The organism is Hydrogenoanaerobacterium saccharovorans (genome assembly GCF_016901815.1).
Taxonomy (GTDB): domain Bacteria; phylum Bacillota; class Clostridia; order Oscillospirales; family Ruminococcaceae; genus Avimicrobium; species Avimicrobium caecorum.
This window is the reverse complement of the sequence record NZ_JACSNR010000009.1, coordinates 44,258-64,660: the sequence shown is the minus strand read 5'-3', so window position 1 is coordinate 64,660 and position 20,403 is coordinate 44,258. Positions and strand designations below refer to the sequence as shown.

The following is a 20,403-nucleotide window of genomic DNA, read 5'->3' as shown; positions in this document are numbered from 1 at the left end:
ATACCTTCTTTCGGCTTACTCAAGGAATCCCTTGTAATGACGCATCATCATCTGGGATTCAAGCTGACGGACTGTATCCAGGGCAACGCCGACCACGATGATGATCGAAGTACCGCCCAGGGAGATGTTGATACCCATAAGCTGAGAGAGCAGGATGGGGCCGATGGCGATGATAGCCAGGAAGATGCCTCCCACAACAGTAACCTTGCTTACCACGCGGGCAATGAACTCCGCGGTGGGCTTACCAGGACGGATGCCCGGGATAGTACCGTTGTTCTTTCTCAGGTTGTTGGCGATCTCCATGGGGTTATACTGGATCGAAATATAGAAGTAGTTGAATGCCATGATCAGGAAGAAGTACAGCACGGCATACACCCAGTGATCGTAGCGGATCACGCTCAGGATCTTGCCCATGATGCCATCGGGGTCCACATTCATGAAACCGGCGATGGTGGAGGGAATCGAGAGGATGGAGCTGGCGAAGATGACAGGCAGAACGCCGGACATATTCACCTTGATCGGAATGTGGGTGGACTGACCGCCGTACATCTTACGGCCTACCACACGCTGGGCATACTGAACCGGAATGCGGCGCTCGGCATTGGTCATGATGACAATGAACACGATGGCTGCCAGGAACAGTACCAGGGTGAAGGGAACGATGAACCAGTACTTCATAATACCGTTGATCGCCAGATAGAGCTCGGTGATCACAGTGTTCACCATAGAAGATGCGCGGGATACGATACCGGCAAACAGGATCATGGAGATACCATTGCCGATGCCCTTGTTGTCGATCTGCTCACCCATCCACATAACCAGCATGGAGCCAGCCAGGAAGGAAGTGATGATGACAACAGCGGAGAAGTACATTGCGGGGCCCTCGGTATAGGTGAGAGCGCCGTAATTGCGCATCAGGAAGTAGTATGCCACCGACTGCAGCAGGCCCAGGGCCACAGTGCAGTACCGGGTATACTTGTTGAGGATCTTCCGGCCTTCCTCACCCTCCTTCGCGAGCTGCTCCAGGGCCGGAATGGCCACAGCCAGCAGCTGGATCACGATGGAAGCAGTGATGTAGGGGGAGATACCCAGAGCAAACAGGGTGGAATTGCTGAAGGCGCCACCGCTGAGCAGGTCAATGTAGCCCAGCCAGTTGTTGTCGCCGCTAATATAAGTCTTGAGAATATCCGGCTTCAGGAACGGAACCGGAATCGCTGCGCCAATGCGGAAAAGCAGCAGGATCATACCTGTATACAGGAGCTTTGCGCGAAGATCCGCCATTTTCCAAGCATTCTTCAGTGTTTCAAGCACTTACATCACCTCGGCCTTTCCTCCAGCAGCCTCGATCTTCTGCTTTGCGGAAGCAGAGAATGCCTTAGCGTTTACAGTGAGCTTCTTCTGCAGCTCGCCGTTTCCGAGGATCTTGATACCATCCAGGGTCTTCTTCACCAGGCCAGCTGCAACGATTGCAGCCTCATCTACAACGGCGCCGTCCTCGAACACGTTCAGATCGCTGACATTGATCGCTGCATACTTGGTAGCAAAAATGTTGTTGAAGCCTCTCTTGGGAAGTCTTCTGGTCAGGGGCATCTGGCCGCCCTCAAAGCCCGGTCTTACACCGCCGCCCGAACGGGCATTCTGGCCCTTATGACCCTTGCCGGCTGTCTTGCCGTTGCCGGAACCGCTGCCGCGGCCCTTGCGGAAGGCCTTCTTGACAGAGCCCGGTGCGGGAGAAAGTTCATGAAGTTTCATTTTACCTGCACCTCCTTTGGTTATGCTTCTGTTACCTCTACCAGGTGGCTGATCTTGGCGATCTTGCCCTTTGTAGCGGCATTGTCGGGCTGAGTGGTCTCATTCCCGATCTTGTGAAGGCCCAGGGAGTGAGCGGTAGCGATCTGCTTGTCGCCACGACCGTTCAGGCTCTTTACGAGTTTGATCTTCAGTGCCATGTTCGCTCTCCTCCTTAACCAATAATTTCACGGACGCTCTTGCCGCGCTTGGCAGCGATCTCGTCTACGTTTCTCAGCGACATCAGACCCTGCATGGTAGCGGATACCATGTTCTTGGGGTTTCTGGAGCGCAGAGACTTAGTTCTGATGTTCTTGACACCAGTAACTTCCAGTACCGCACGGACAGGACCGCCTGCGATCAGGCCGGTACCTTCCGGAGCGGGACGCATCAGCACGCGGCCGGCGCCATAAACGCCTACTACCTCGTGGGGAATGGTTGTACCCTTCAGGGAAACCTTCACCAGGTTCTTCTTTGCGTCCTCAATGCCCTTGCGGATTGCATCCGGCACTTCGGAAGCCTTGCCCAGGCCGAAGCCTACGGTGCCGTTGCCGTCGCCGACTACAACCAGCGCGGCGAACTTGAAAATACGACCACCCTTAACAGTCTTGGAAACACGGTTAATGGTGACTACTCTTTCTTGCAGTTCCATGTTGGAAGCGTCAATTCGAGCCAAAAGTATCCCTCCTACCTTAGAATTTGAGACCGCCCTCACGAGCACCCTCAGCCAGTTCCTTTACACGACCATGGTAGATATAACCGCTGCGGTCAAATACTACCTCGGAAATGCCCTTGGCAAGTGCAGCCTTGGCTACAGCCTCGCCTACCTTGCGGGCAGCTTCCTTGTTGCCGCCGAAGCCTTCGAAGCCCTTCTCCATGGAAGAGGCGCTGGCCAGAGTTACGCCGTTCACATCATCGATGATCTGAGCGTAAATGTGCTTGGCGGAGCGGAATACACTAAGGCGTGGACGCTCTGGTGTGCCGCTGATCTTAGCTCGAACTCTCATGTGTCTCTTGAGTCTTGCCTTGTTGCTGTCAGGCTTTTTCACCATATCAATTCACTCCTTTACTTACTTCTTGCCCTTACCGGCCTTGCCTTCCTTGCGGATGACATACTCGCCGACATAACGGATGCCCTTGCCCTTATAAGGCTCCGGCGGACGCTTGGCGCGTACTTCGGCAGCGAACTGACCTACGGCCTGCTTGTCGTAACCGCTGATGACGATCTTGCTCGGGGAGGGAACATCAATGGTGATGCCGTTGCCCTCAGACATGATAACCTGATGGGAGAAGCCCAGTGTCATAACCAGGTCCTTGCCCTGCTTTACTGCACGGTAACCAACGCCCTGGATTTCCAGCTCCTTGGTGAAGCCTTCCGAAACGCCGTGTACCATGTTGGCAATCAGGGTTCTGGTCAGGCCGTGCAGACTTCTGTGCTCCTTATCGTCGGAAGGACGGGTAACCAGTACTTCGCCGTTCTCAACAGTTACGGTCAGGTCGGAGTTGAAGGTCTGGGTCATGGTGCCCTTGGGGCCCTTGACAGTCACTTCGTTGCCGTTTACAGCAACCTCTACGCCGGCCGGGATAGCGATCGGCTTTCTACCAATTCGAGACATATTGTTTGCACCTCCTTTACCAGACGAATGCCAGAACTTCGCCGCCCACGTTTTCCTTGCGAGCCTGCTTGTCTGTCATAACGCCCTTCGATGTGGATACGATGGCAATACCCAGGCCCTTCATAACCTTGGGCATATCCTCGCAGTTTGTATAAATTCTCAGACCGGGCTTGGAAACGCGTCTGAGACCGGAAATAACCGAAGTCTTGTTCTCGCCGTACTTGAGAACGATCCGAATGATGCCCTGCTTCCCGTCTTCGATCAGCTGGAAGCTCTTGATGTAGCCTTCATCCAGGAGAATCTGGGCGATCGCCTTCTTCATCTTGGAAGCGGGTACATCGACTGTTTCGTGCTTTGCGGCACCTGCATTCCGGATGCGTGTCAGCATGTCAGCGATGCTGTCGGTGATATGCATACCGTTAACCTCCTTAAACTAACTTACCAGCTTGCCTTCTTGACGCCCGGGATCTGACCCTTGTAGGCCAGCTCACGGAAGCAGATACGGCAGATGCCGTACTTTCTCAGGTAGGCATGGGGTCTGCCGCAGATCTTGCATCTGTTGTAGGCTCTTGTGGAAAATTTAGGTGTTCTCTGCTGCTTGTTGATCATGGACTTCTTAGCCACTTAAATTCCCCCTTACTTCTCGAACGGAGCGCCCATCAGCTCAAGGAGCATCTTGGCCTCTTCGTCAGTCTTAGCGGTTGTAACAAAAGCGATGTCCATACCGCGTACCTTGTCGATCTTGTCGTACTCGATCTCAGGGAAGATAAGCTGCTCCTTCAGACCGAAGGCAAAGTTGCCGCGGCCATCGAAGCCATTTGCGCTGATACCTCTGAAGTCTCTTACGCGGGGCAGAGCCACGCTGAACAGTCTGTCGAGGAACTCGTACATCATATCGCCTCTGAGTGTCACCTTGACACCTACTACCATACCCTCACGCAGCTTGAAGTTCGCTACCGACTTCTTGGCCCGGCATACGCAGGGCTTCTGACCGGTAATGGCAGCAATATCGCCCATAATGGCGTCGATCATCTTCTGGTTGTCGCGGGCTTCGCCGCAGCCGACATTCACGACGATCTTGTCCAGCTTGGGGATCTGCATGACACTCTTGTAGCCGAACTTCTTGTTCAGAGCAGGGGCTACTTCATTTACATAGAACTCTCTCATTCTAGCCATGTTCTCAATCCTCCTCACTTAGAAAGTTTCGCCGCACTTCTTGCAGACGCGCTGCTTGGTGCCGTCAGCGTTCAGCTTGTGGGCCAGACGGGTGGGCTTGCCGCACTTGGGGCAAACCAGCATAACCTTGCAGGCATGCATGGGGCCTTCCACCTTCAGGATGCCGCCGGTTTCGCCGGCACGGCGGGGCTTTACATGCTTGGAAACCACATTGATTCCCTCTACGATTACCTTGTTCTCCTTCGGGCTTACCTCGAGAACCTTACCCTGCTTGCCCTTGTCTTTGCCTGACAGAACAACGACGGTATCGCCAGTTTTAACATGAATATTGTTCATCTGTCAAACTCCTCCAATTAAAGCACTTCGGGAGCCAGGCTCAAAATCTTGAGATAATCCTTTTCACGAAGCTCACGGGCTACTGGCCCAAAGATTCGTGTGCCCCGGGGTTGTTTGTCGTCACGGATGATAACGGCGGCGTTCTCATCAAAACGGATGTAAGTGCCATCGTCTCTTCTCAGTCCCTTGGCGGAACGAACGATAACAGCCTTCACTACATCGCCCTTCTTTACCATGCCGCCCGGGGCTGCCTTCTTAACGGAACATACTACAACATCACCGATGTTGGCGTATCTTCTGCGGGTGCCGCCCAGAACGCGGATACACATGAGCTCTCTGGCTCCGGTGTTATCCGCAACATTGAGATAGGTCTGCATCTGGATCACAGTGCATTCCTCCTTTCGGTTCAACTCAGTTTACCAGCTTCGGGGATTTTCTTCCCGAGGACTGCCTGCAACCGTTTTTATGCAGGCGCTTAAACTGATGTGTTTGTATTCGTACAAATAAAGCGAGAAAACAGTGATCTTACTTGGCCTTCTCGATAATTTCGGTTACTCTCCATCTCTTATCCTTGGAAAGGGGACGGGTCTCCATAACCTTTACGGTATCGCCGATATTGCAGCTGTTCAGCTCATCATGAGCCTTCAGCTTTACGGTGCGCTTGATGATCTTCTTGTAGAGGGGGTGACGAACGTTGTCCTGGATAGCAACTACAACAGTCTTATCCATCTTGTTGCTTACTACCTTGCCCACTCTGGTCTTTCTCAGATTTCTCTCAGACACTCTGTTGTCCTCCTTTCAAAGTTACTTGCGCTCAGCGAGCTCTTTCTCCCGGATGATGGTCTTTACACGGGCGATGTCCTTCTTGACAGCGCCAAGACGCATGGGGTTCTCGAGCTGGTTGATCGCGTGCTGGAAACGCAGGTTGAAAAGCTCGCTCTTCAGATCGGAGAGCTTCTCGTTGAGCTCCTGGACGGAGAGGTTTCTAATCTCAGATGCCTTCATTACTTCTCAACCTCCTCTTCCTTCTTTACGAACTTGCACTTAACAGGCAGCTTGTAAGCAGCCAGACGCATAGCCTCGCGGGCCAGATCCTCGGAAACGCCGCCGATCTCGAACATAACGCGGCCGGGCTTAACCACGGCAACCCACTGCTCGGGTGCGCCCTTACCGGAACCCATTCGGGTACCAGCAGGCTTCTTGGTGATGGGCTTGTCGGGGAAGATCTTGATCCAAACCTGACCGCCACGCTTGATGTAACGGGTCATGGCAACACGGGCTGCCTCGATCTGGTTGGAAGTGATCCAGGCCGGCTCCAGGGTCTGCAGGCCGTACTCACCGTTGGAAACCTTGTTTCCTCTTGTTGCCACGCCCTTCATTCTACCTCTGTGGACACGGCGGTATTTTACTCTCTTAGGCAGAAGCATTACTTGTTGCCTCCTTCCTTGCGAGTCCTCTTCTCTGCGAGAACCTCACCAGCGTAGATCCAAACCTTGACGCCCAGCTTACCGTAAGTGGTGTGAGCCTCGGCGAAACCATAGTCGATATCAGCGCGCAGGGTCTGCAGCGGAATGGTACCCTCATGATACTGTTCTACTCTTGCGATCTCAGCGCCGCCTACACGGCCGGAGAGCTGAACCTTGATACCTCTTGCGCCCAGACGCATGGCACGGCTGATAGCCTGCTTCATGGTACGGCGGAAGGAAGCACGGTTCTCGAGCTGAGCAGCGATGCTCTCTGCTACCAGCTGGGCATTCTTGTCGGGCTGCTTAACCTCAACAACATTTACCAGTACAGCCAGCTTTTCAGCTCTGTTCTTATTGATCATCTTTTCGCACTCGAGACGCAGCTTTTCGATCTCGGCGCCGCCCTTACCGATTACGATACCGGGACGGGCGCAGTGCAGATGGATTCTTACCTTGGTGGCGTCGCGCTCGATCTCAATCTTGGCGATGCCGGCGTCATACAGCTTCTTCTTCAGGACCTTGCGGAGGTTGTAGTCCTCTACGAGGGTATCTCCGAACACATCGTCTCTTACAAACCAGCGGGAGTCCCAGTCCTTGATTACACCAACACGAAGACCGTGCGGATTTACTTTCTGACCCATAGTTTACCTCCTCTTCCGGTTAGTCTCTCTCTTTGAGAGCGATTGTGATGTGCGATGTTCTCTTCAGCACTCTGAAGGCGCGGCCCTGAGCGCGGGGTCTCATTCTCTTGAGAACCGGGCCAGGAGCTACGAAGCACTCTGCCACATACAGGTTGTTCTTGTCCATGTTGTGGTTGTTCTCGGCGTTTGCAATAGCCGACTTCAGAAGCTTCTCCAGCGGCTCACAAGCAGCCTTGGGTGTGTGCTTGAGGATAGCCATAGCCTGGTCAACCGGCTTGTTCCGGATCAGGTCAAGCACGATCTGCACCTTACGGGGTGCGATACGGGCATATTTCAGATAAGCCCTTGCTTCCATTTGTTCTCCTCCTCTCGGCTATTACTTACCGGTGTTACTTGTCTTGGAGCCAGCGTGGCCCTTGAATGTTCTTGTGGGAGCGAACTCTCCCAGCTTGTGGCCTACCATATCTTCGGTCACATATACCGGAACATGCTTCCGACCGTCATGCACGGCGAAGGTATGTCCTACAAACTCCGGGAAAATTGTCGAGGCACGGCTCCAGGTCTTGAGAACTCTCTTCTCGCCGGCTTCATTCATCTCTCTGACGCGCTTGAGCAGCACAGGCTGCACGAACGGGCCCTTCTTGATGCTTCTACCCATCAGTTACTCCTCCTTTCAGCGCGCCTTACTTATCGTTGCGGCGCTTCACGATGAACTTGTTGGAGCGGTTCTTATGCGCTCTTGTCTTGTAGCCCAGTGCAGGCTTGCCCCAAGGGGTAACAGGGCCGGGACGACCAACGGGGCTCTTGCCTTCACCACCACCGTGGGGGTGATCGTTCGGGTTCATTACAGAACCGCGGACGGTGGGACGCCAGCCCATGTGTCTTCTGCGGCCGGCCTTACCGTAGTTCACGTTCTCGTGATCGGTATTGCCTACCTGACCGATGGTGGCCATGCACTCTACGGGTACATTTCTCAGCTCACCGGAGGGGAGCCGGATCAGGGCGTAAGCGCCTTCCTTAGCCATCAGCTGAGCCATAACGCCAGCGGAACGGGCCAGCTGCGCGCCCTTGCCGGGGTGCATCTCAATGTTGTGGATAAAGGTACCAACCGGAATGTTCAGCATGGGCAGAGCATTGCCGGGCTTGATGTCGGCGCCGGCGCCGGACACTACGGTGTCACCAACAGACAGGCCAGCGGGAGCGATGATGTAGCGCTTCTCGCCGTCCTCGTGCTGGATCAGCGCGATGTGAGCGGAACGGTTGGGATCGTACTCCAGGGTGAGAACGGTGGCGGGGATACCGGCCTTGTCTCTCTTGAAGTCGATGATGCGGTACTTTCTGCGGTTAGCGCCGCCTCTGTGGCGGACGGTGATCTTACCGGTGTTGTTGCGGCCGGAGTTCTGCTTCAGGCTTACGAGCAGGCTTCTCTCGGGAGCAACCTTGGAAAGCCCGGAGTAATCAGTCACAGTCATCTGACGACGGCTGGGGCTGGTGGGCTTGAACTTTTTGATAGCCATTGCGGTTTCACTCTCCTCATATTAGTTGGCGGGATTATGAGCCAATCCCATACTGGCTGCGTACTTGTTCACGCGGCCTCTTACAGCATCGTCTCGAAGAACTCGATGCCATTGGATCCCTCGGCGAGAGTTACGATGGCCTTCTTCCAGTCAGATCTGTAGCCCTGGTTCATACCCATGCGCTTGGCCTTGCCGGCTACGTTCATGGTGTTTACCTTGGCAACCTTGGTGCCAGGGAACAGGGACTCGATTGCCTTGGCAATCTCAATCTTGTTAGCGTCGCAAGCAACCTTGAAGGTGTACTTCTTGGTGGCGATGCCCGCCATGCTCTTTTCTGTGATAACAGGAGCGATAATGATATCCTGCGGTGCCTTCATTATGCGTACACCTCCTCGAGCTTGGCTACGGCGTCCTTGGCAATGATGAACTTGCCGGCGTTCAGGACATCGTAGGTGTTCAGTGTGTTTACCAGAGCGGTCTTTACGCCCGGGATATTGGCTGCGCTCTTGATGAACTGCTCGTTCTTCTCAGGCATTACGATGAGTGCCTTCTTCTCAGCACCCAGAGCCTTGAGCATAGCCACAACGGTCTTGGTCTTGTACTCGGTCACATCAATGTTGTCCACAACGATGATGTTCTCCTCCAGAGCCTTGGTGGAGAAAGCGGACTTGATAGCCAGACGCTTTACCTTGCGGTTGAGCGAGTAGCTGTAGTCACGGGGCTTCGGGCCCAGGGCGATACCGCCGTGTGTCCACTGGGGAGCGCGGATGGAACCCTGTCTTGCATGACCAGTGCCCTTCTGTCTCCAGGGCTTGCGGCCACCGCCGCGAACCTCTGCGCGGGTCAGAGTGGACTGAGTGCCCTGACGCTGGTTGGCCAGGTAGTTAACGACTGCAGCGTGCATAACTGCTGCATTCGGCTCGATGCCGAACACGGCGTCCGAAAGGTTCATTTCCCCAACGCTCTTGCCGGTCATATCATAAACTGTTACCTTTGGCATTGTGTACTCCTCCTTCCTTACGCCTTGACGCTGTCTGTGATGGTAACGATGCCGCCCTTGGGACCAGGAATGGCGCCCTTGAGAGCGATCAGGTTATTCTCTGCGTCAACCTTTACTACTTCCAGGTTCTGAACAGTCACCTGCTCAACACCCATGTGGCCGGGCAGGATCTTGCCCTTGTATACACGGCTGGGAGTGGAGTTGGCGCCGTTGGAACCGGCATGTCTGTGCACAGGGCCGGTACCGTGGGTATCCTTCAGGGAGTGAGCGCCGAAACGCTTGATTACGCCCTGATAGCCCTTACCTTTGCTGATGCCGCAGACATCTACCTTGTCGCCAGCCGCGAAGGTATCGGCCTTGATCAGATCGCCGACATTCTTTTCACCGCAGTTATCTGCACGGAATTCCCGCAGGAACTTCTTGGCAGCCACGTCAGCCTTGGCAAAGTGGCCCTTCATCGGCTTGTTCAGGTGCTTGTCAGTCACCTCGCCGTAACCGATCTGCACGGCTTCGTAGCCGTCGTTTTCGATTGTCTTCTTCTGGGTCACGATGCAGGGACCTGCCTCGATGACAGTAACCGGAATGAACTTGCCGTTCTCATCAAAGAGCTGAGTCATACCGATCTTCTTGCCGATAATGTACTTTTGCATTTTCTTTCCTACCTCCTAAGGTTATTGGTCGACTTTACGCCGACATGACCCGGTGAACACCGAGATGCTTTTTACAGCTTGATCTCGATCTCGACACCGGCAGGGAGCTCCAGACTTGTGAGAGCCTCAACAGTCTTGTTCGAGGGTCTCAGGATGTCAATGAGTCTCTTGTGGGTTCTGGTCTCAAACTGCTCACGGCTGTCCTTGTACTTATGAACAGCGCGCAGGATGGTTACGATCTCACGCTCAGTGGGCAGCGGGATCGGGCCGGACACTCTTGCGCCGGTACGCTTCGCTGTTTCCACGATCTTTTCTGCCGAAAGATCCACCAGACGGTGATCATAACCCTTCAGTCTGATTCTGATTTTTTCCTTGACTGCCACATTCATCGCCTCCCTAATAATTTGTTTTGCAGCGACGCCTCCTACTGAACACCCTGCCGGGTGTTTCATCGCCCTTCATAGAAAAAACCGGCCAAACCGCCCTGATTTTCGAGTTGAAAACCGTGCTGTTTACCCGGAACCACCTTTTCCCTGCCGGACCTGCCGGAGGGCTGACGATGAGAACTCCCGCCGGAGAACAAGTTCTCCACAGGATTTCCCGTTCAGTATTCAAAAGTGAAGTCGCCCGGTTTGAAATCGGACATACTCGGCGAAAATTCCCCGCATTCTTGCGGCAACCTCTCGCTTCATCGCATATCTTGTGCAGTCACGCTTAATTATAATATCACGGAGGGGTGCCGATTGCAAGCATTTTTTTCAGAAATGCCTGAAAAATCGCGTTTTCTATGAATTTCTCCGAAACGCACAGAACTGTGTGCCAGAATTGTGCGATATGACGAAACCGGCCTGCCCGGCACAGTTGACCGGGCAGGCCGGAATTTCATTGGGTTTACAGGCGGCGCATCTGCCGAAGGAGCGGCAGGAACAGCAGAGTGAGCACCCCCGCCGCCAGAAGGGCGATGGCGACATGGGTCGTTTTCCAGATCACCCATTCCACCGCTATGATCCCGGCAAGCACCGCCAGGCTCAGGGTCGGATGGGAGCAGAACTTCTCAGCGATCCGGCTCACTGTCTGCCGCCACTGCTCCGCATCGCCGGCCTGCTGCCAGAGTATGCCGCCCCAGTAGAGCAGATACGCCCCATAGTAGACGGCGGCAATCCCCACAGCCTCCGGAAGGCGGGAGTCAGTGAAAGGCAGGGACGGAAGCTCTGCTATCTCGAAGTAGACAAGGACACCGAGAACCACTTCCAGCGCCCCCAGGAGCAGACAGTTCCGGGACACCTTCTTCCGGCTCTGATCATACTGTTCCCGCATGGACAGCCCCTCCTTTCAGTTCCTCTCTCTTCCAGTATACCGCTCCCTCCCGATCCAGTCAAGGACAGGGCTCTCACCCGGTACCCTATTATAATAGTATACCCCCTGTCACACGGACGGGCTGATCCGGGTGCGGAACAGAAAAAATCCTGTCTTTTCGTATAAAATGCAGTTGTGCTCAGCCGGTTAAAAATGGTATAATAGCCGCAGCGGTTATTATGTTTTACCGCAGCGGTCTGTTGTCCCAGCCTGGGAGGGAGCTGGCCCGGGTTCCGAGCCCCCTGCCTCCAATGCTGTACAAGCCCCGGGAATCCCCGGGTGTCCGGCTGCATAGGCCCGGCAGACGCTGTTCCGGCGTTTTTTATTACAAGCCGTGTTTGCGCGGACTAACTATCCGCTGATTTCATGACAAAAGGTGGTTTCTCCATGAAAAACCGAGCAGTCCTCAAGTTCTTTCTGATCTACTTCGGGTTCACCATAACCTCGAACTTTGTCCACCCCATCACCCCGGCCTTCCTGCAGATGATCGAAGCGCCCTCCTATATCCAGGGCGTTGCCTTCTCGGTGATGAGCTTCTTCACCTTCCTCACCGCCCCCTTCTGGGGCAAGATGGGTGACCGCAAGCCCTATCCCAAGATGATCGCCTTCGGCTACTTCGGCTATGCCCTGGGCCAGACGGTCTTTGCCGCGGCCCGTTCGGTTCCCATGCTGCTGGCAGCCCGTACCATCAGCGGCCTGCTCAACGGCGCGCTGCAGGTCAATGCCCTGGCCTATCTCATCAGCGTCAGCGACTCGGAAAGCCGTGGTAAGTACATGGCTTACTATGCCATGCTCCAGTCGGTGGGTACCTGCATCGGCTACTTCGTGGGCGGCTCCATCGGCGATTACAGCCTGATGCTCGTCTTCTATATCCAGATCGCGTCGGTGCTCTTCCTGGGCGTCATTTCGCCCATCGTGCTCCGGGATGCCCCCGGACGCCAGCTGGAAACCGGACGCATCAACTACCAGGAGATCAACCCGGTGGCTTCCATGTTCACCTCCATGAAGAAGGTGGATGCCGCCATGGGTGTATATCTGGCGACTGTATTCTGCTTCGGCTTTGCCATGATGGCCTATGACAACTACTTCAGCTACTTCCTGCGGGATCAGCTGGGCTTCCCCACTTCGGTGAACGGTTACTTCAAGGCGCTCATCGGCGTCATTGCCATCATTGCCAACTCCACCATCAACATGTGGATCAACAAACACACCGATGTGCGCAAGTCCATCACAGTGATCCTGGCGATGAGCTCGGTTTCGGTTGCGATGATGGTTTCCTTCAAATCGGTTCTGCCCTTCATGGCGTCGGCACTGGTGTACTACACCTTCAATGCCATCACCGTACCGGTGCTGCAGGTCATGATGATGAAGGACGAGGACAAGAACCAGGCCGGTACCATTTCGGGTCTGTACAATGCCTTCTGGGCACTGGGACGCACTGTGGGCCCGCTGATTGCCGCCTTTGTATATGGCATCAACCCGCTCTATCCCTTCATGCTGGCAGCGGCGGTGTATATGCTGGCAGCTGTACTGAGCATCTGGAACCGCTTCCAGTACAAGAACCGCAAGCCCCGTCTGGTAACCGAATAAGAATTTCCCCGGAAATTATGACCCTCTGTCTGCGGACAGGGGGTCTTTTTTGTATGCATGGAACGGGCGGGCTTTGTACAGATTCACGATTCAGAGTGCTGAATCGGCAAAGTATTCCGTCACTATCCCGAAGTTTTGTCCAGACCTTGACAAAGCTGTGAATTATATGGATAATATATTTCATATTAGCGAATGAAAGCGCTAAATCATGAAACTGACCAAACAAGGAGGTGAGGGAATGGCAGACATCGGGTATAGCGGATGTGACCTATCGGACTTTCGCGGGGTCGACTCGCTGGTGGGCGACGACCTAAAACCCTGCCGGAACCGGCTGCCAATAGCAGGAGCTCCCCTGGACGCTGTTCCCCACCTGAGCTTCTGCGCCCTGTAAAAGCTGAAACCTCGGAACAGCGTTTCACACTCGAAAGGTGCGTAGTATATTTATGAGTATCGCGGATCTCTCAATCTGGAACCCAGTCACCTGTTTTGCCGCCTGTGCCGGTGTGTATGTCATCGGTGAATGTCTGTCCCGCCTCACCAAGGGCAATGTCTCCTCGCTGATGTTTGCCAGCGCCATCTTCCTGTTCGGCTTCTGGCTGAACATCCTCCCGGACAATGTCACTTCCGCCCCTGGTCTGGCTGCTGCCATGAGCAATTTCGGCGTCGGCCTGCTCATCGTCAACCTGGGCACCCTCATCGACCTGGAGGATATGATCAAGGAATGGAAAACGGTCGTTGTGGCGCTGCTTGGCATGGTGGGTGTCGTCATCGGAGCCTTTACCATTGGCGCCATGCTGTTCGGTCGTGAGTGGGCTCTCACCGCAGTGCCTGCCACCGCTGGCGGTACCATCGCAGTCCTGCTGGTGCAGACCGCTGCCAATACCGCCGGCCGTCCGGAAGTGGCTGCCTTTGCCATTCTGGTTATGTCCTTCCGCAAGTTCATCGGTATGCCCATCGCAACCTATGGCATGAAGCGGGAACTCACCGCCAAGATCGCAAGAGGCGACTTCTCTGCCAGCGCTGCTTCCAGCGGCAAGACCTTCAAGCTGCCGGATATCCGCATCTTCAAGCCCACTGCCAAGGCCAGCAACACCAACAACATGAAGCTGTTCAAGCTGGCAATCGTAGCGACTGTTGCCAATCTGGTCGGCCTGGCAACCCAGATCCCCGGCGCTGACGCCGGCAACTACTTCCTCAACCCGAACATCAGCTACCTGCTCTTCGGCCTGCTGTTCACCCGGCTGGGCTTCCTGGAGAAGGGCACCCTGCAGAAGGCTGACTCCTACGGCCTGATGATGCTGGGCCTGATGCTGATGCTCCCCGGCACCCTGGCTCAGGTGGAGCCGATGGACGTAGTGGAGATGATCGTTCCGCTGGCTGGCCTGCTGGTGATCTACTCGCTGGCTACCTGTGTGGTTGCCATCATCATCGGCAAGCTGGTGGGCTACTCCCCGGCGGTTTCCTGTGCCATTGCCTGCACCAGTATGATCGGTTACCCCGGTACTGAGATCCTCTCCAACGAGGTCTGCGACAGCCTGGACTGCGATGACGAAACCCGGGCCAAGGCTCTGGAGTACATCATGCCCAAGATGATCGTCGGCGGCTTCGCCACAGTCACCATTGCATCGGTGGCACTGGCTGGCGTACTGGCCCCCATGATCTTTGCCTGATAAATCAAAAACACCCCTGGTCCACTGCGGATCAGGGGTGTTTTTATGTTCAGGTCAGAACCGGATTATTCCTCTACAGGCTGCAGGGTGGTCTCCAGATTCTCATCGAAGTTGTACCAGATCTTGGTGATCGGGCCGATCTTCTGACCGTTCAGGGTGTAGGTCACGCCGTTCTTGCGGATCTCCAGGGTAACATCCTTGCCCTTGAGAGCACGGGCTACACTGGACGGGAACCACGGCAGACCGGTACCGCTCATCTCGAGGGTGTCGCCGTCCTCTGCCTTAGCAATCTGTGCCTTCAGCTCTGCCCACTTCTGGTTGCCGAAATAGTCTCCGCCGGTACGGGAGGTCTTCTCCTCCGGCTGGCTCTCCTCGCCGTCGTCCTCATCGCCGCCATCGGCATCATCAGGCTGCACGGTCACCGGTGTACCGTTCTCCGCCGAGCTGCCCGGCTGGGTACCAACTACCGCCTCCACTGTGCCGCTCTCCGAGCTCACCAGGGCTGCCAGCTGCTCCTCCAGGCCGTCCTCACTCATGCCCAGGGCAGTGTAGGTATCGTGATCCACCCACACCTTTGTGCTGCTGCCCGACTGCACCGCCAGCTTGGGGGTGCCGCTGCCGGTCTTGGCAAGCTCGGTCTGACCTGCGGAAGTACCGCTGCCCAGGGTCACATTGGCGCCGTCCACCAGCAGGTCGGAACCGGTACCGCCGGATACAGTCACGCCGGTGAGTGTACCGCTGGCGCCATCGGTATAGATCAGGGCATATTCCGCCTGATCCCCGGCATCAATGGCTACATTCTCAAAGTTGGCACTGACCCCCGACACAGTCACGATGCTGTCCCCGAAGGAACGCATGGTGCCCTCTGCCCGGATCTTGGCATTGGTGCCCGCCTTGATGGTGACAGCATTGGAGATGGTCAGCTGGGAGGTGAGCACGATGTCCGCGCCGTCCTCCAGCTCACACGGTGCCGCCCTTCGCAATGGCGGAACGCAGCTCCTCCTCGCTCTTGATGAGACCGGGCTCCTCCGGCTCCTCCTCGGTGACATTCACAGTAAAGGAGGCAGTCTGGCAGACCACTTCATCGCCGTCCTTTTCCTTGATGAGCACCACGATCTCGTAGCTGCCGGGCTTGTGGAAGGTGACCTTGAACCGGCTCTCCATGGGATTGCCCAGCGCATTGAACGGGAAGCCCTCTTCCGGTCCGAAGTAATTGGAGGGCAGTTCATGCCAGCCCTGACCCAGTTCGGCAGTTTCATAATATTCGATGGTCATATCGCCATCGGAACCCAGGTTCGGCTCACTGCTGTTCACAGTAAAACAGCCATAGACTGTGGTATGCGGATCGCTTTCGCCCCGGGTAGTAACAGTGAATTCTGTGGTGGTGCCCACTGTGGTATTCTCCAGACTGCTCAGGCTGGTTTCCACCGACTTGTCCTCCTGCGTCACTGCGACAGACCCTGTCCGTACGGCAGTCTGGGGCTGTGCCGCCGCAGCCGTCATCTGCGCCGGAACGGTCATCATGGCTGCCAGCAGCAGAGCCAGCAATCTTGTCCTGTTCATAACTTTTTCTCCTTCAAACATTCGATTCTCTGCATATCCTTTTTCGGACAGCACAGGTTCCAATTATACCGAAATTGTCCAGTACGTCAAACCAAAATTTTTCCAATTTGGGTGTTTTTCGGAGAAAATTTTTGAATTTTGTCCATTTTCCAAAGAAAAAACAGTATCTTCCCCAGAATATTCCAGGGAAAATACTGTTTTCTGCCATATATTGTATTGTACGCAGTCCGACTTAATAAGCCTTGCCCCAGATGATGCTGTGCTTGGCGGGCTTGCCGCAGATCGGGCAGACATCGCCGATGTGCTTCTGCTCATCGGGCATGCAGCGGGAAGTGAGTCCGGCCTCTTCCTTGACCTTCATCTCGCACTCCAGATCGCCGCACCACATGGTCTCAATGAAGCCGCTCTCCTCACTGGCAAGACGCTTCAACTTAGATGACCCTCTGCCAATTTTACTTTTCGATACTGAACTTTCACTTTACAATGGTTTTAGTCAGGCTATAATTTCCATTTTCATCGGATGTATAGATTTCAAGCATCCTTGCAGACTCATGCTCTGCTCCATAAGAGAACATAACATCAGGGTTCATTGCTTCTTGCGCTATATCCTCTTCCCAGTCAGAAACATATACTATTTCGCCTGTCTCAGTATTCTGACGGAACTGTCTCACCCTAACTTTGCTTTGCCTAAATTTAGGAATATAATAAATATAAACTTCCTCTCCCGCACTCAATGGACGACTAAGCTTGGTTACATTAAAAGCCGTTTCACCATCAATCTGGTATCCCAATTCTGCTGAAAGAACACCAAAAGCCGTAATAGAAAAGCTTCCATTTAACAAGCTATTGGAAATAGTTGCATTCACTTCCGCTGCAATAACTTCTCCATCTACCCCTGCTATCTGTCTATCATACAGAATCCACTCTGCATCAGGATCTGCTGCTCCGCCTGCAATAGCGAAATCACGATCTACAACATCAGCCTCCCAAAGGTACAAAATTGCTCGATCCTCAACATCTTGTTCTGGTTCAGCAAATGCAATTGTTGTTCCACACATCATTGTCAGAGCCAAAACCATTGCCATTATTTTTCGTTTCATCTCATACACTCCTTTACTTAATTATAAGAATCTACTGCAGAAAATGAATATAGCAATTCACCTTCAGGGCTATATAGGTCAATTACTATCTCATTTTCTAATTCACTATCATTCAAAAAAAAAGTAAACATATCAATTTTCGTTATAGACTTATCATCATTTCTAAAAGCAGAAACTCCAGTTCCATCTGCGAAAGTAAGGCAGATTTGATCCGTTTTAGAGTATTGGTCATAATTGTCCATCAAAAAAATTCTCAAACTTGCTGCAGAAGAATTGTTTGGGAGAAAAGTATAGTATAGTCCTTTCTCTACTTGACTTGCCTTAAGAGGATCATCCATTTGATACCGATCTTCATAATTGTAAAAAACAATTGTAACCGGCCAATCATCCATCAAAAAAGAATGGTAAAAAAAACTATCATCTTCACCAATAGGGTAAAATGGTCTTGAAATATTCATTTCTTTGCATTTTCGGTTAATGTACTGCTCAAACAAATTGATGGAATCAATAGTCGATTGCTGTTTAGTTTGATAACAAGAATAAAACCCAAAAGAAAACATAACAAAACACAGGAACAAGAATAAGCAAATCGATTTATATTTCATATTTTCACATTCCTTCATGTTTATAATATCATAATTTGATACAAAAAATCAACATATAATAAAAATTTTATTCATTTTATCAAATAGTTGTTTTTGAAATAATAAAAATATCTTCTTTGGGATTATCCAAAGAAGATATTTTTTAATCAGAATAAATCCAAATATTACTAAATTAATAAGCCTTGCCCCAGATGATGCTGTGCTTGGCGGGCTTGCCGCAGATCGGGCAGACATCGCCGATGTGCTTCTGCTCATCGGGCATGCAGCGGGAGGTGAGTCCGGCCTCTTCCTTGACCTTCATCTCGCATTCCAGATCGCCGCACCACATGGTCTCAATGAAGCCGCTCTCCTCACTGGCCAGGCGCTTCATCTCCTCAAAGGTGGTGGCAGTGAAGGTGCGGTTCTGACGGTTCTTGAGAGCACGCTCATACAGGCCGTCATGTACAGCCTGGAGCAGCTCGGGGATCTTGGTCTCCAGCTCATCCAGCTTGACGATGGTCTTTTCACGGTTGTCACGGCGCGCCAGAACGCACTGACCGGCTTCAATATCCCGGGGACCGATCTCCAGACGCAGCGGAACACCCTTCATCTCATACTCGGCATACTTCCAGCCGGGGGAGTTATCCGATACATCGGTCTTGACACGGCAGAAAGCAGACAGCTTCTGACGCAGTTCCTCGGCCTTTTCCAGAACGCCGGGCTTGTGCTGGGCCACCGGAATGATGATCACCTGAATGGGTGCCACAGCCGGAGGCAGTACCAGACCGTTGTCATCGCCATGGGTCATAATGATGGCGCCGATGATCCGGGTGGACATACCCCAGGAAGTTTCATAGGGGTGATGGAGCTGGTTATCCCGGCCCTGGAAGGTGATGTCAAAGGCCTTGGCAAAACCATCGCCGAAGTAGTGGGAAGTGGCGCTCTGCAGAGCCTTGCCGTCGTGCATCATGGCCTCCACAGTGTAGGTCTCCTCGGCACCGGCAAACTTCTCCTTATCGGTCTTGCGGCCCCGGATTACCGGGATTGCCAGGTACTTTTCACATACCTCCGCATAGACTTCCAGCTGCTGACGGGTCTCAGCCTGAGCTTCCTCAGCGGTTTCATGCACGGTATGACCCTCCTGCCACCAGAACTCCATGGTGCGCAGGAAGGGACGGGTGGTCTTTTCCCAGCGCACTACCGAGCACCACTGGTTGTAGAGCTTGGGCAGGTCACGGTAGGAATGTACCACATGGGCAAAGTGGTCACAGAACAGGGTCTCGGAAGTGGGACGCACACACAGACGCTCCGAAAGCTGTTCCGCACCGCCGGTGGTCACCCAGGCCACTTCGGGAGCAAAGCCCTCTACATGATCCTTCTCCTTCTGGAGCAGGCTCTCGGGGATAAACAGCGGCATCATCACATTTTCATGTCCGGTTGCCTTGAACTTCTCGTCCAGGATCTTCTGGATATTCTCCCAGATGGCGCAGCCATACGGGCGTACAATCATGCACCCCCGTACCGGAGCATAGTCCACCAGCTCCGCCTTCTTTACCACATCGGTGTACCACTGGGCAAAGTCCACATCCATGGATGTGATGCTTTCTACCATCTTTTTCTGGTCAGCCATTCGTCTTTCTTCCTTTCCTTCCGTTCTCGATCAAAAAGTTACGCTCCCTCCCCGGTTTTGGGGCAGGCGCGGTGTGAAACGGTTATACCAGTTTATTATACCTGTTCCCGGGCGCTTTCGCAAGAGCGCACCCGCCTTTTCCCCATAAAAAACCGCCCCGGAAGCCTGTTCCGGGGCGGCATTTTCAGATCTATGAGGCTCCGTATCCCGCCTCACTGAGGACTTGTTCGGTTTCAGCGTCCAGTTTCGCTTCCAGCGCTGCCCCGTCCCCGGCATAGACCGTTTCGATGAGCTTGGCCTTTTTCATGGACACCATCATTGATTCCCCCGCCCGGCGGGCATATTCCTCCTCGGTCCAGCCCATGGCCTCCCAATAGGCCTGCACCGTTTCCAGTGTCTGACGGGCAGCATTGGGATCGGTGCTGCCGTCCTCAATGGCTGCGAGGATCGCTGCCCTGGTATCCGCATAGCTGTTTTCGGCCTGGCTCTCCTCCTCGGGCGTGAGGGTGATGCCGTGTTCCTCAAACTCCGCCTCCAGCAGGCTTACCCGGACTGTTTGAGCCAAGACCTCCCTCTCATCTGGTGCTGAATCTGATACCCCTATAGCATGCAGGACTTCGGCATTATGCTGAGCCTCCTCCAGCTCTGAGCGAGTAATTTCATCTCCCTCTACATAAAAACAGTCTTGGGTTCCAAAAGCAGATACAGTTAAAATCATAG

The 20,403-nt window shown here is 53.8% G+C and carries 32 protein-coding genes; 2 read left to right on the top strand and 30 right to left on the bottom strand.

The features are described 5' to 3' along the window. Nucleotides 1–15: 15 nt before the first annotated feature. The 23 genes from secY to H9X81_RS09470 form a co-directional block, all read right to left on the bottom strand. Entirely contained in the window at nucleotides 16–1,311 is a 1,296-nt protein-coding gene (secY, locus tag H9X81_RS09580) for a preprotein translocase subunit SecY (protein WP_191392836.1), read from the bottom strand. Beyond that, nucleotides 1,312–1,752, bottom strand: a complete 441-nt coding sequence (rplO, locus tag H9X81_RS09575; protein ID WP_177503371.1) for a 50S ribosomal protein L15 — start codon at nucleotides 1,750–1,752, stop codon at nucleotides 1,312–1,314. Between the two features lie 20 nt (nucleotides 1,753–1,772). Then, nucleotides 1,773–1,949: a 50S ribosomal protein L30 gene (gene rpmD, locus H9X81_RS09570; protein ID WP_177503373.1), complete on the bottom strand. Its 177-nt coding sequence runs from the start codon at nucleotides 1,947–1,949 to the stop codon at nucleotides 1,773–1,775. A gap of 14 nt (nucleotides 1,950–1,963) precedes the next feature. Beyond that, nucleotides 1,964–2,464, bottom strand: coding sequence for a 30S ribosomal protein S5 (gene rpsE / locus H9X81_RS09565; protein ID WP_275951273.1), 501 nt, complete (start codon nucleotides 2,462–2,464; stop codon nucleotides 1,964–1,966). Nucleotides 2,465–2,480: 16 nt separating this feature from the next. After that, nucleotides 2,481–2,840 (bottom strand): 50S ribosomal protein L18, encoded by a 360-nt coding sequence (gene rplR / locus H9X81_RS09560; protein WP_177503375.1) that lies wholly within the window; start codon nucleotides 2,838–2,840, stop codon nucleotides 2,481–2,483. An 18-nt stretch (nucleotides 2,841–2,858) separates the two neighbouring features. Continuing rightward, entirely contained in the window at nucleotides 2,859–3,404 is a 546-nt protein-coding gene (gene rplF / locus H9X81_RS09555) for a 50S ribosomal protein L6 (protein ID WP_177503377.1), read from the bottom strand. A gap of 16 nt (nucleotides 3,405–3,420) precedes the next feature. Then, entirely contained in the window at nucleotides 3,421–3,819 is a 399-nt protein-coding gene (rpsH, locus tag H9X81_RS09550; RefSeq protein ID WP_177503379.1) for a 30S ribosomal protein S8, read from the bottom strand. Between the two features lie 23 nt (nucleotides 3,820–3,842). After that, complete coding sequence (locus H9X81_RS09545) at nucleotides 3,843–4,028, bottom strand: type Z 30S ribosomal protein S14 (RefSeq protein ID WP_177503387.1); 186 nt, start codon at nucleotides 4,026–4,028, stop codon at nucleotides 3,843–3,845. 12 nt (nucleotides 4,029–4,040) lie between these two features. Then, nucleotides 4,041–4,580, bottom strand: a complete 540-nt coding sequence (gene rplE / locus H9X81_RS09540; protein ID WP_177503389.1) for a 50S ribosomal protein L5 — start codon at nucleotides 4,578–4,580, stop codon at nucleotides 4,041–4,043. Nucleotides 4,581–4,598: 18 nt separating this feature from the next. After that, a complete protein-coding gene (rplX, locus tag H9X81_RS09535) occupies nucleotides 4,599–4,916 on the bottom strand; it encodes a 50S ribosomal protein L24 (protein ID WP_207751054.1) in 318 nt (105 codons plus the stop codon). A gap of 17 nt (nucleotides 4,917–4,933) precedes the next feature. Next, the gene (rplN, locus tag H9X81_RS09530) at nucleotides 4,934–5,293 is read right to left on the bottom strand and encodes a 50S ribosomal protein L14 (RefSeq protein ID WP_207751057.1); all 360 of its coding nucleotides are present in this window, start codon (nucleotides 5,291–5,293) and stop codon (nucleotides 4,934–4,936) included. Nucleotides 5,294–5,441: 148 nt separating this feature from the next. Next, the gene (rpsQ, locus tag H9X81_RS09525; protein ID WP_204721539.1) at nucleotides 5,442–5,699 is read right to left on the bottom strand and encodes a 30S ribosomal protein S17; all 258 of its coding nucleotides are present in this window, start codon (nucleotides 5,697–5,699) and stop codon (nucleotides 5,442–5,444) included. A 21-nt stretch (nucleotides 5,700–5,720) separates the two neighbouring features. Further along, nucleotides 5,721–5,921: a 50S ribosomal protein L29 gene (gene rpmC / locus H9X81_RS09520; RefSeq protein ID WP_177503394.1), complete on the bottom strand. Its 201-nt coding sequence runs from the start codon at nucleotides 5,919–5,921 to the stop codon at nucleotides 5,721–5,723. Then, a complete protein-coding gene (gene rplP, locus H9X81_RS09515) occupies nucleotides 5,921–6,343 on the bottom strand; it encodes a 50S ribosomal protein L16 (RefSeq protein WP_177503396.1) in 423 nt (140 codons plus the stop codon). The genes rpmC and rplP overlap by 1 nt, the downstream gene beginning before the upstream one ends. Next, nucleotides 6,343–7,023 (bottom strand): 30S ribosomal protein S3, encoded by a 681-nt coding sequence (gene rpsC / locus H9X81_RS09510; protein ID WP_191392818.1) that lies wholly within the window; start codon nucleotides 7,021–7,023, stop codon nucleotides 6,343–6,345. Before rpsC ends, rplP begins: the two co-directional genes overlap by 1 nt. Before the next feature lie 19 nt (nucleotides 7,024–7,042). Continuing rightward, on the bottom strand, nucleotides 7,043–7,378 hold the full coding sequence (gene rplV / locus H9X81_RS09505) for a 50S ribosomal protein L22 (RefSeq protein WP_191392817.1): 336 nt from the start codon (nucleotides 7,376–7,378) through the stop codon (nucleotides 7,043–7,045). Between the two features lie 21 nt (nucleotides 7,379–7,399). Then, nucleotides 7,400–7,681, bottom strand: a complete 282-nt coding sequence (gene rpsS / locus H9X81_RS09500; protein ID WP_177503402.1) for a 30S ribosomal protein S19 — start codon at nucleotides 7,679–7,681, stop codon at nucleotides 7,400–7,402. A gap of 25 nt (nucleotides 7,682–7,706) precedes the next feature. After that, nucleotides 7,707–8,540 carry a 50S ribosomal protein L2 gene (rplB, locus tag H9X81_RS09495; protein WP_177503404.1) on the bottom strand — a complete coding sequence of 278 codons (834 nt, stop codon included), beginning with the start codon at nucleotides 8,538–8,540 and terminating at the stop codon, nucleotides 7,707–7,709. A gap of 80 nt (nucleotides 8,541–8,620) precedes the next feature. Then, nucleotides 8,621–8,917 carry a 50S ribosomal protein L23 gene (rplW, locus tag H9X81_RS09490; RefSeq protein ID WP_177503406.1) on the bottom strand — a complete coding sequence of 99 codons (297 nt, stop codon included), beginning with the start codon at nucleotides 8,915–8,917 and terminating at the stop codon, nucleotides 8,621–8,623. Continuing rightward, on the bottom strand, nucleotides 8,917–9,540 hold the full coding sequence (gene rplD / locus H9X81_RS09485; RefSeq protein ID WP_177503408.1) for a 50S ribosomal protein L4: 624 nt from the start codon (nucleotides 9,538–9,540) through the stop codon (nucleotides 8,917–8,919). The genes rplW and rplD overlap by 1 nt, the downstream gene beginning before the upstream one ends. Nucleotides 9,541–9,557: 17 nt before the next feature. After that, a complete protein-coding gene (gene rplC, locus H9X81_RS09480; protein WP_177503410.1) occupies nucleotides 9,558–10,190 on the bottom strand; it encodes a 50S ribosomal protein L3 in 633 nt (210 codons plus the stop codon). 71 nt (nucleotides 10,191–10,261) lie between these two features. Beyond that, nucleotides 10,262–10,573, bottom strand: a complete 312-nt coding sequence (rpsJ, locus tag H9X81_RS09475) for a 30S ribosomal protein S10 (protein WP_177503412.1) — start codon at nucleotides 10,571–10,573, stop codon at nucleotides 10,262–10,264. A gap of 508 nt (nucleotides 10,574–11,081) precedes the next feature. Continuing rightward, nucleotides 11,082–11,507, bottom strand: coding sequence for a hypothetical protein (locus H9X81_RS09470; RefSeq protein ID WP_204721537.1), 426 nt, complete (start codon nucleotides 11,505–11,507; stop codon nucleotides 11,082–11,084). A 426-nt stretch (nucleotides 11,508–11,933) separates the two neighbouring features. Between H9X81_RS09470 and H9X81_RS09465 the strand changes: the two genes are divergently transcribed. Beyond that, nucleotides 11,934–13,136 (top strand): MFS transporter, encoded by a 1,203-nt coding sequence (locus H9X81_RS09465; RefSeq protein WP_191392815.1) that lies wholly within the window; start codon nucleotides 11,934–11,936, stop codon nucleotides 13,134–13,136. A 443-nt stretch (nucleotides 13,137–13,579) separates the two neighbouring features. After that, a complete protein-coding gene (locus H9X81_RS09460) occupies nucleotides 13,580–14,806 on the top strand; it encodes a hypothetical protein (protein WP_204721536.1) in 1,227 nt (408 codons plus the stop codon). A gap of 65 nt (nucleotides 14,807–14,871) precedes the next feature. Here the strand turns inward: H9X81_RS09460 and H9X81_RS09455 are convergent, their stop codons facing one another. The 7 genes from H9X81_RS09455 to H9X81_RS09425 all read right to left on the bottom strand — a co-directional run bounded on the left by H9X81_RS09455 (nucleotide 14,872) and on the right by H9X81_RS09425 (nucleotide 20,248). Continuing rightward, nucleotides 14,872–15,789, bottom strand: a complete 918-nt coding sequence (locus tag H9X81_RS09455; protein WP_204721534.1) for a hypothetical protein — start codon at nucleotides 15,787–15,789, stop codon at nucleotides 14,872–14,874. Continuing rightward, the gene (locus H9X81_RS09450) at nucleotides 15,767–16,369 is read right to left on the bottom strand and encodes a hypothetical protein (protein WP_204721532.1); all 603 of its coding nucleotides are present in this window, start codon (nucleotides 16,367–16,369) and stop codon (nucleotides 15,767–15,769) included. Before H9X81_RS09450 ends, H9X81_RS09455 begins: the two co-directional genes overlap by 23 nt. A gap of 232 nt (nucleotides 16,370–16,601) precedes the next feature. Continuing rightward, complete coding sequence (locus tag H9X81_RS09445; protein WP_243424127.1) at nucleotides 16,602–16,799, bottom strand: hypothetical protein; 198 nt, start codon at nucleotides 16,797–16,799, stop codon at nucleotides 16,602–16,604. 43 nt (nucleotides 16,800–16,842) lie between these two features. After that, nucleotides 16,843–17,469, bottom strand: a complete 627-nt coding sequence (locus H9X81_RS09440; protein WP_204721530.1) for a hypothetical protein — start codon at nucleotides 17,467–17,469, stop codon at nucleotides 16,843–16,845. A 17-nt stretch (nucleotides 17,470–17,486) separates the two neighbouring features. Further along, nucleotides 17,487–18,074, bottom strand: a complete 588-nt coding sequence (locus H9X81_RS09435; RefSeq protein ID WP_204721528.1) for a hypothetical protein — start codon at nucleotides 18,072–18,074, stop codon at nucleotides 17,487–17,489. Nucleotides 18,075–18,246: 172 nt separating this feature from the next. Then, a complete protein-coding gene (proS, locus tag H9X81_RS09430; RefSeq protein WP_204721526.1) occupies nucleotides 18,247–19,683 on the bottom strand; it encodes a proline--tRNA ligase in 1,437 nt (478 codons plus the stop codon). Nucleotides 19,684–19,873: 190 nt separating this feature from the next. Then, nucleotides 19,874–20,248 carry a hypothetical protein gene (locus H9X81_RS09425; protein WP_204721524.1) on the bottom strand — a complete coding sequence of 125 codons (375 nt, stop codon included), beginning with the start codon at nucleotides 20,246–20,248 and terminating at the stop codon, nucleotides 19,874–19,876. Nucleotides 20,249–20,403 lie beyond the last annotated feature (155 nt).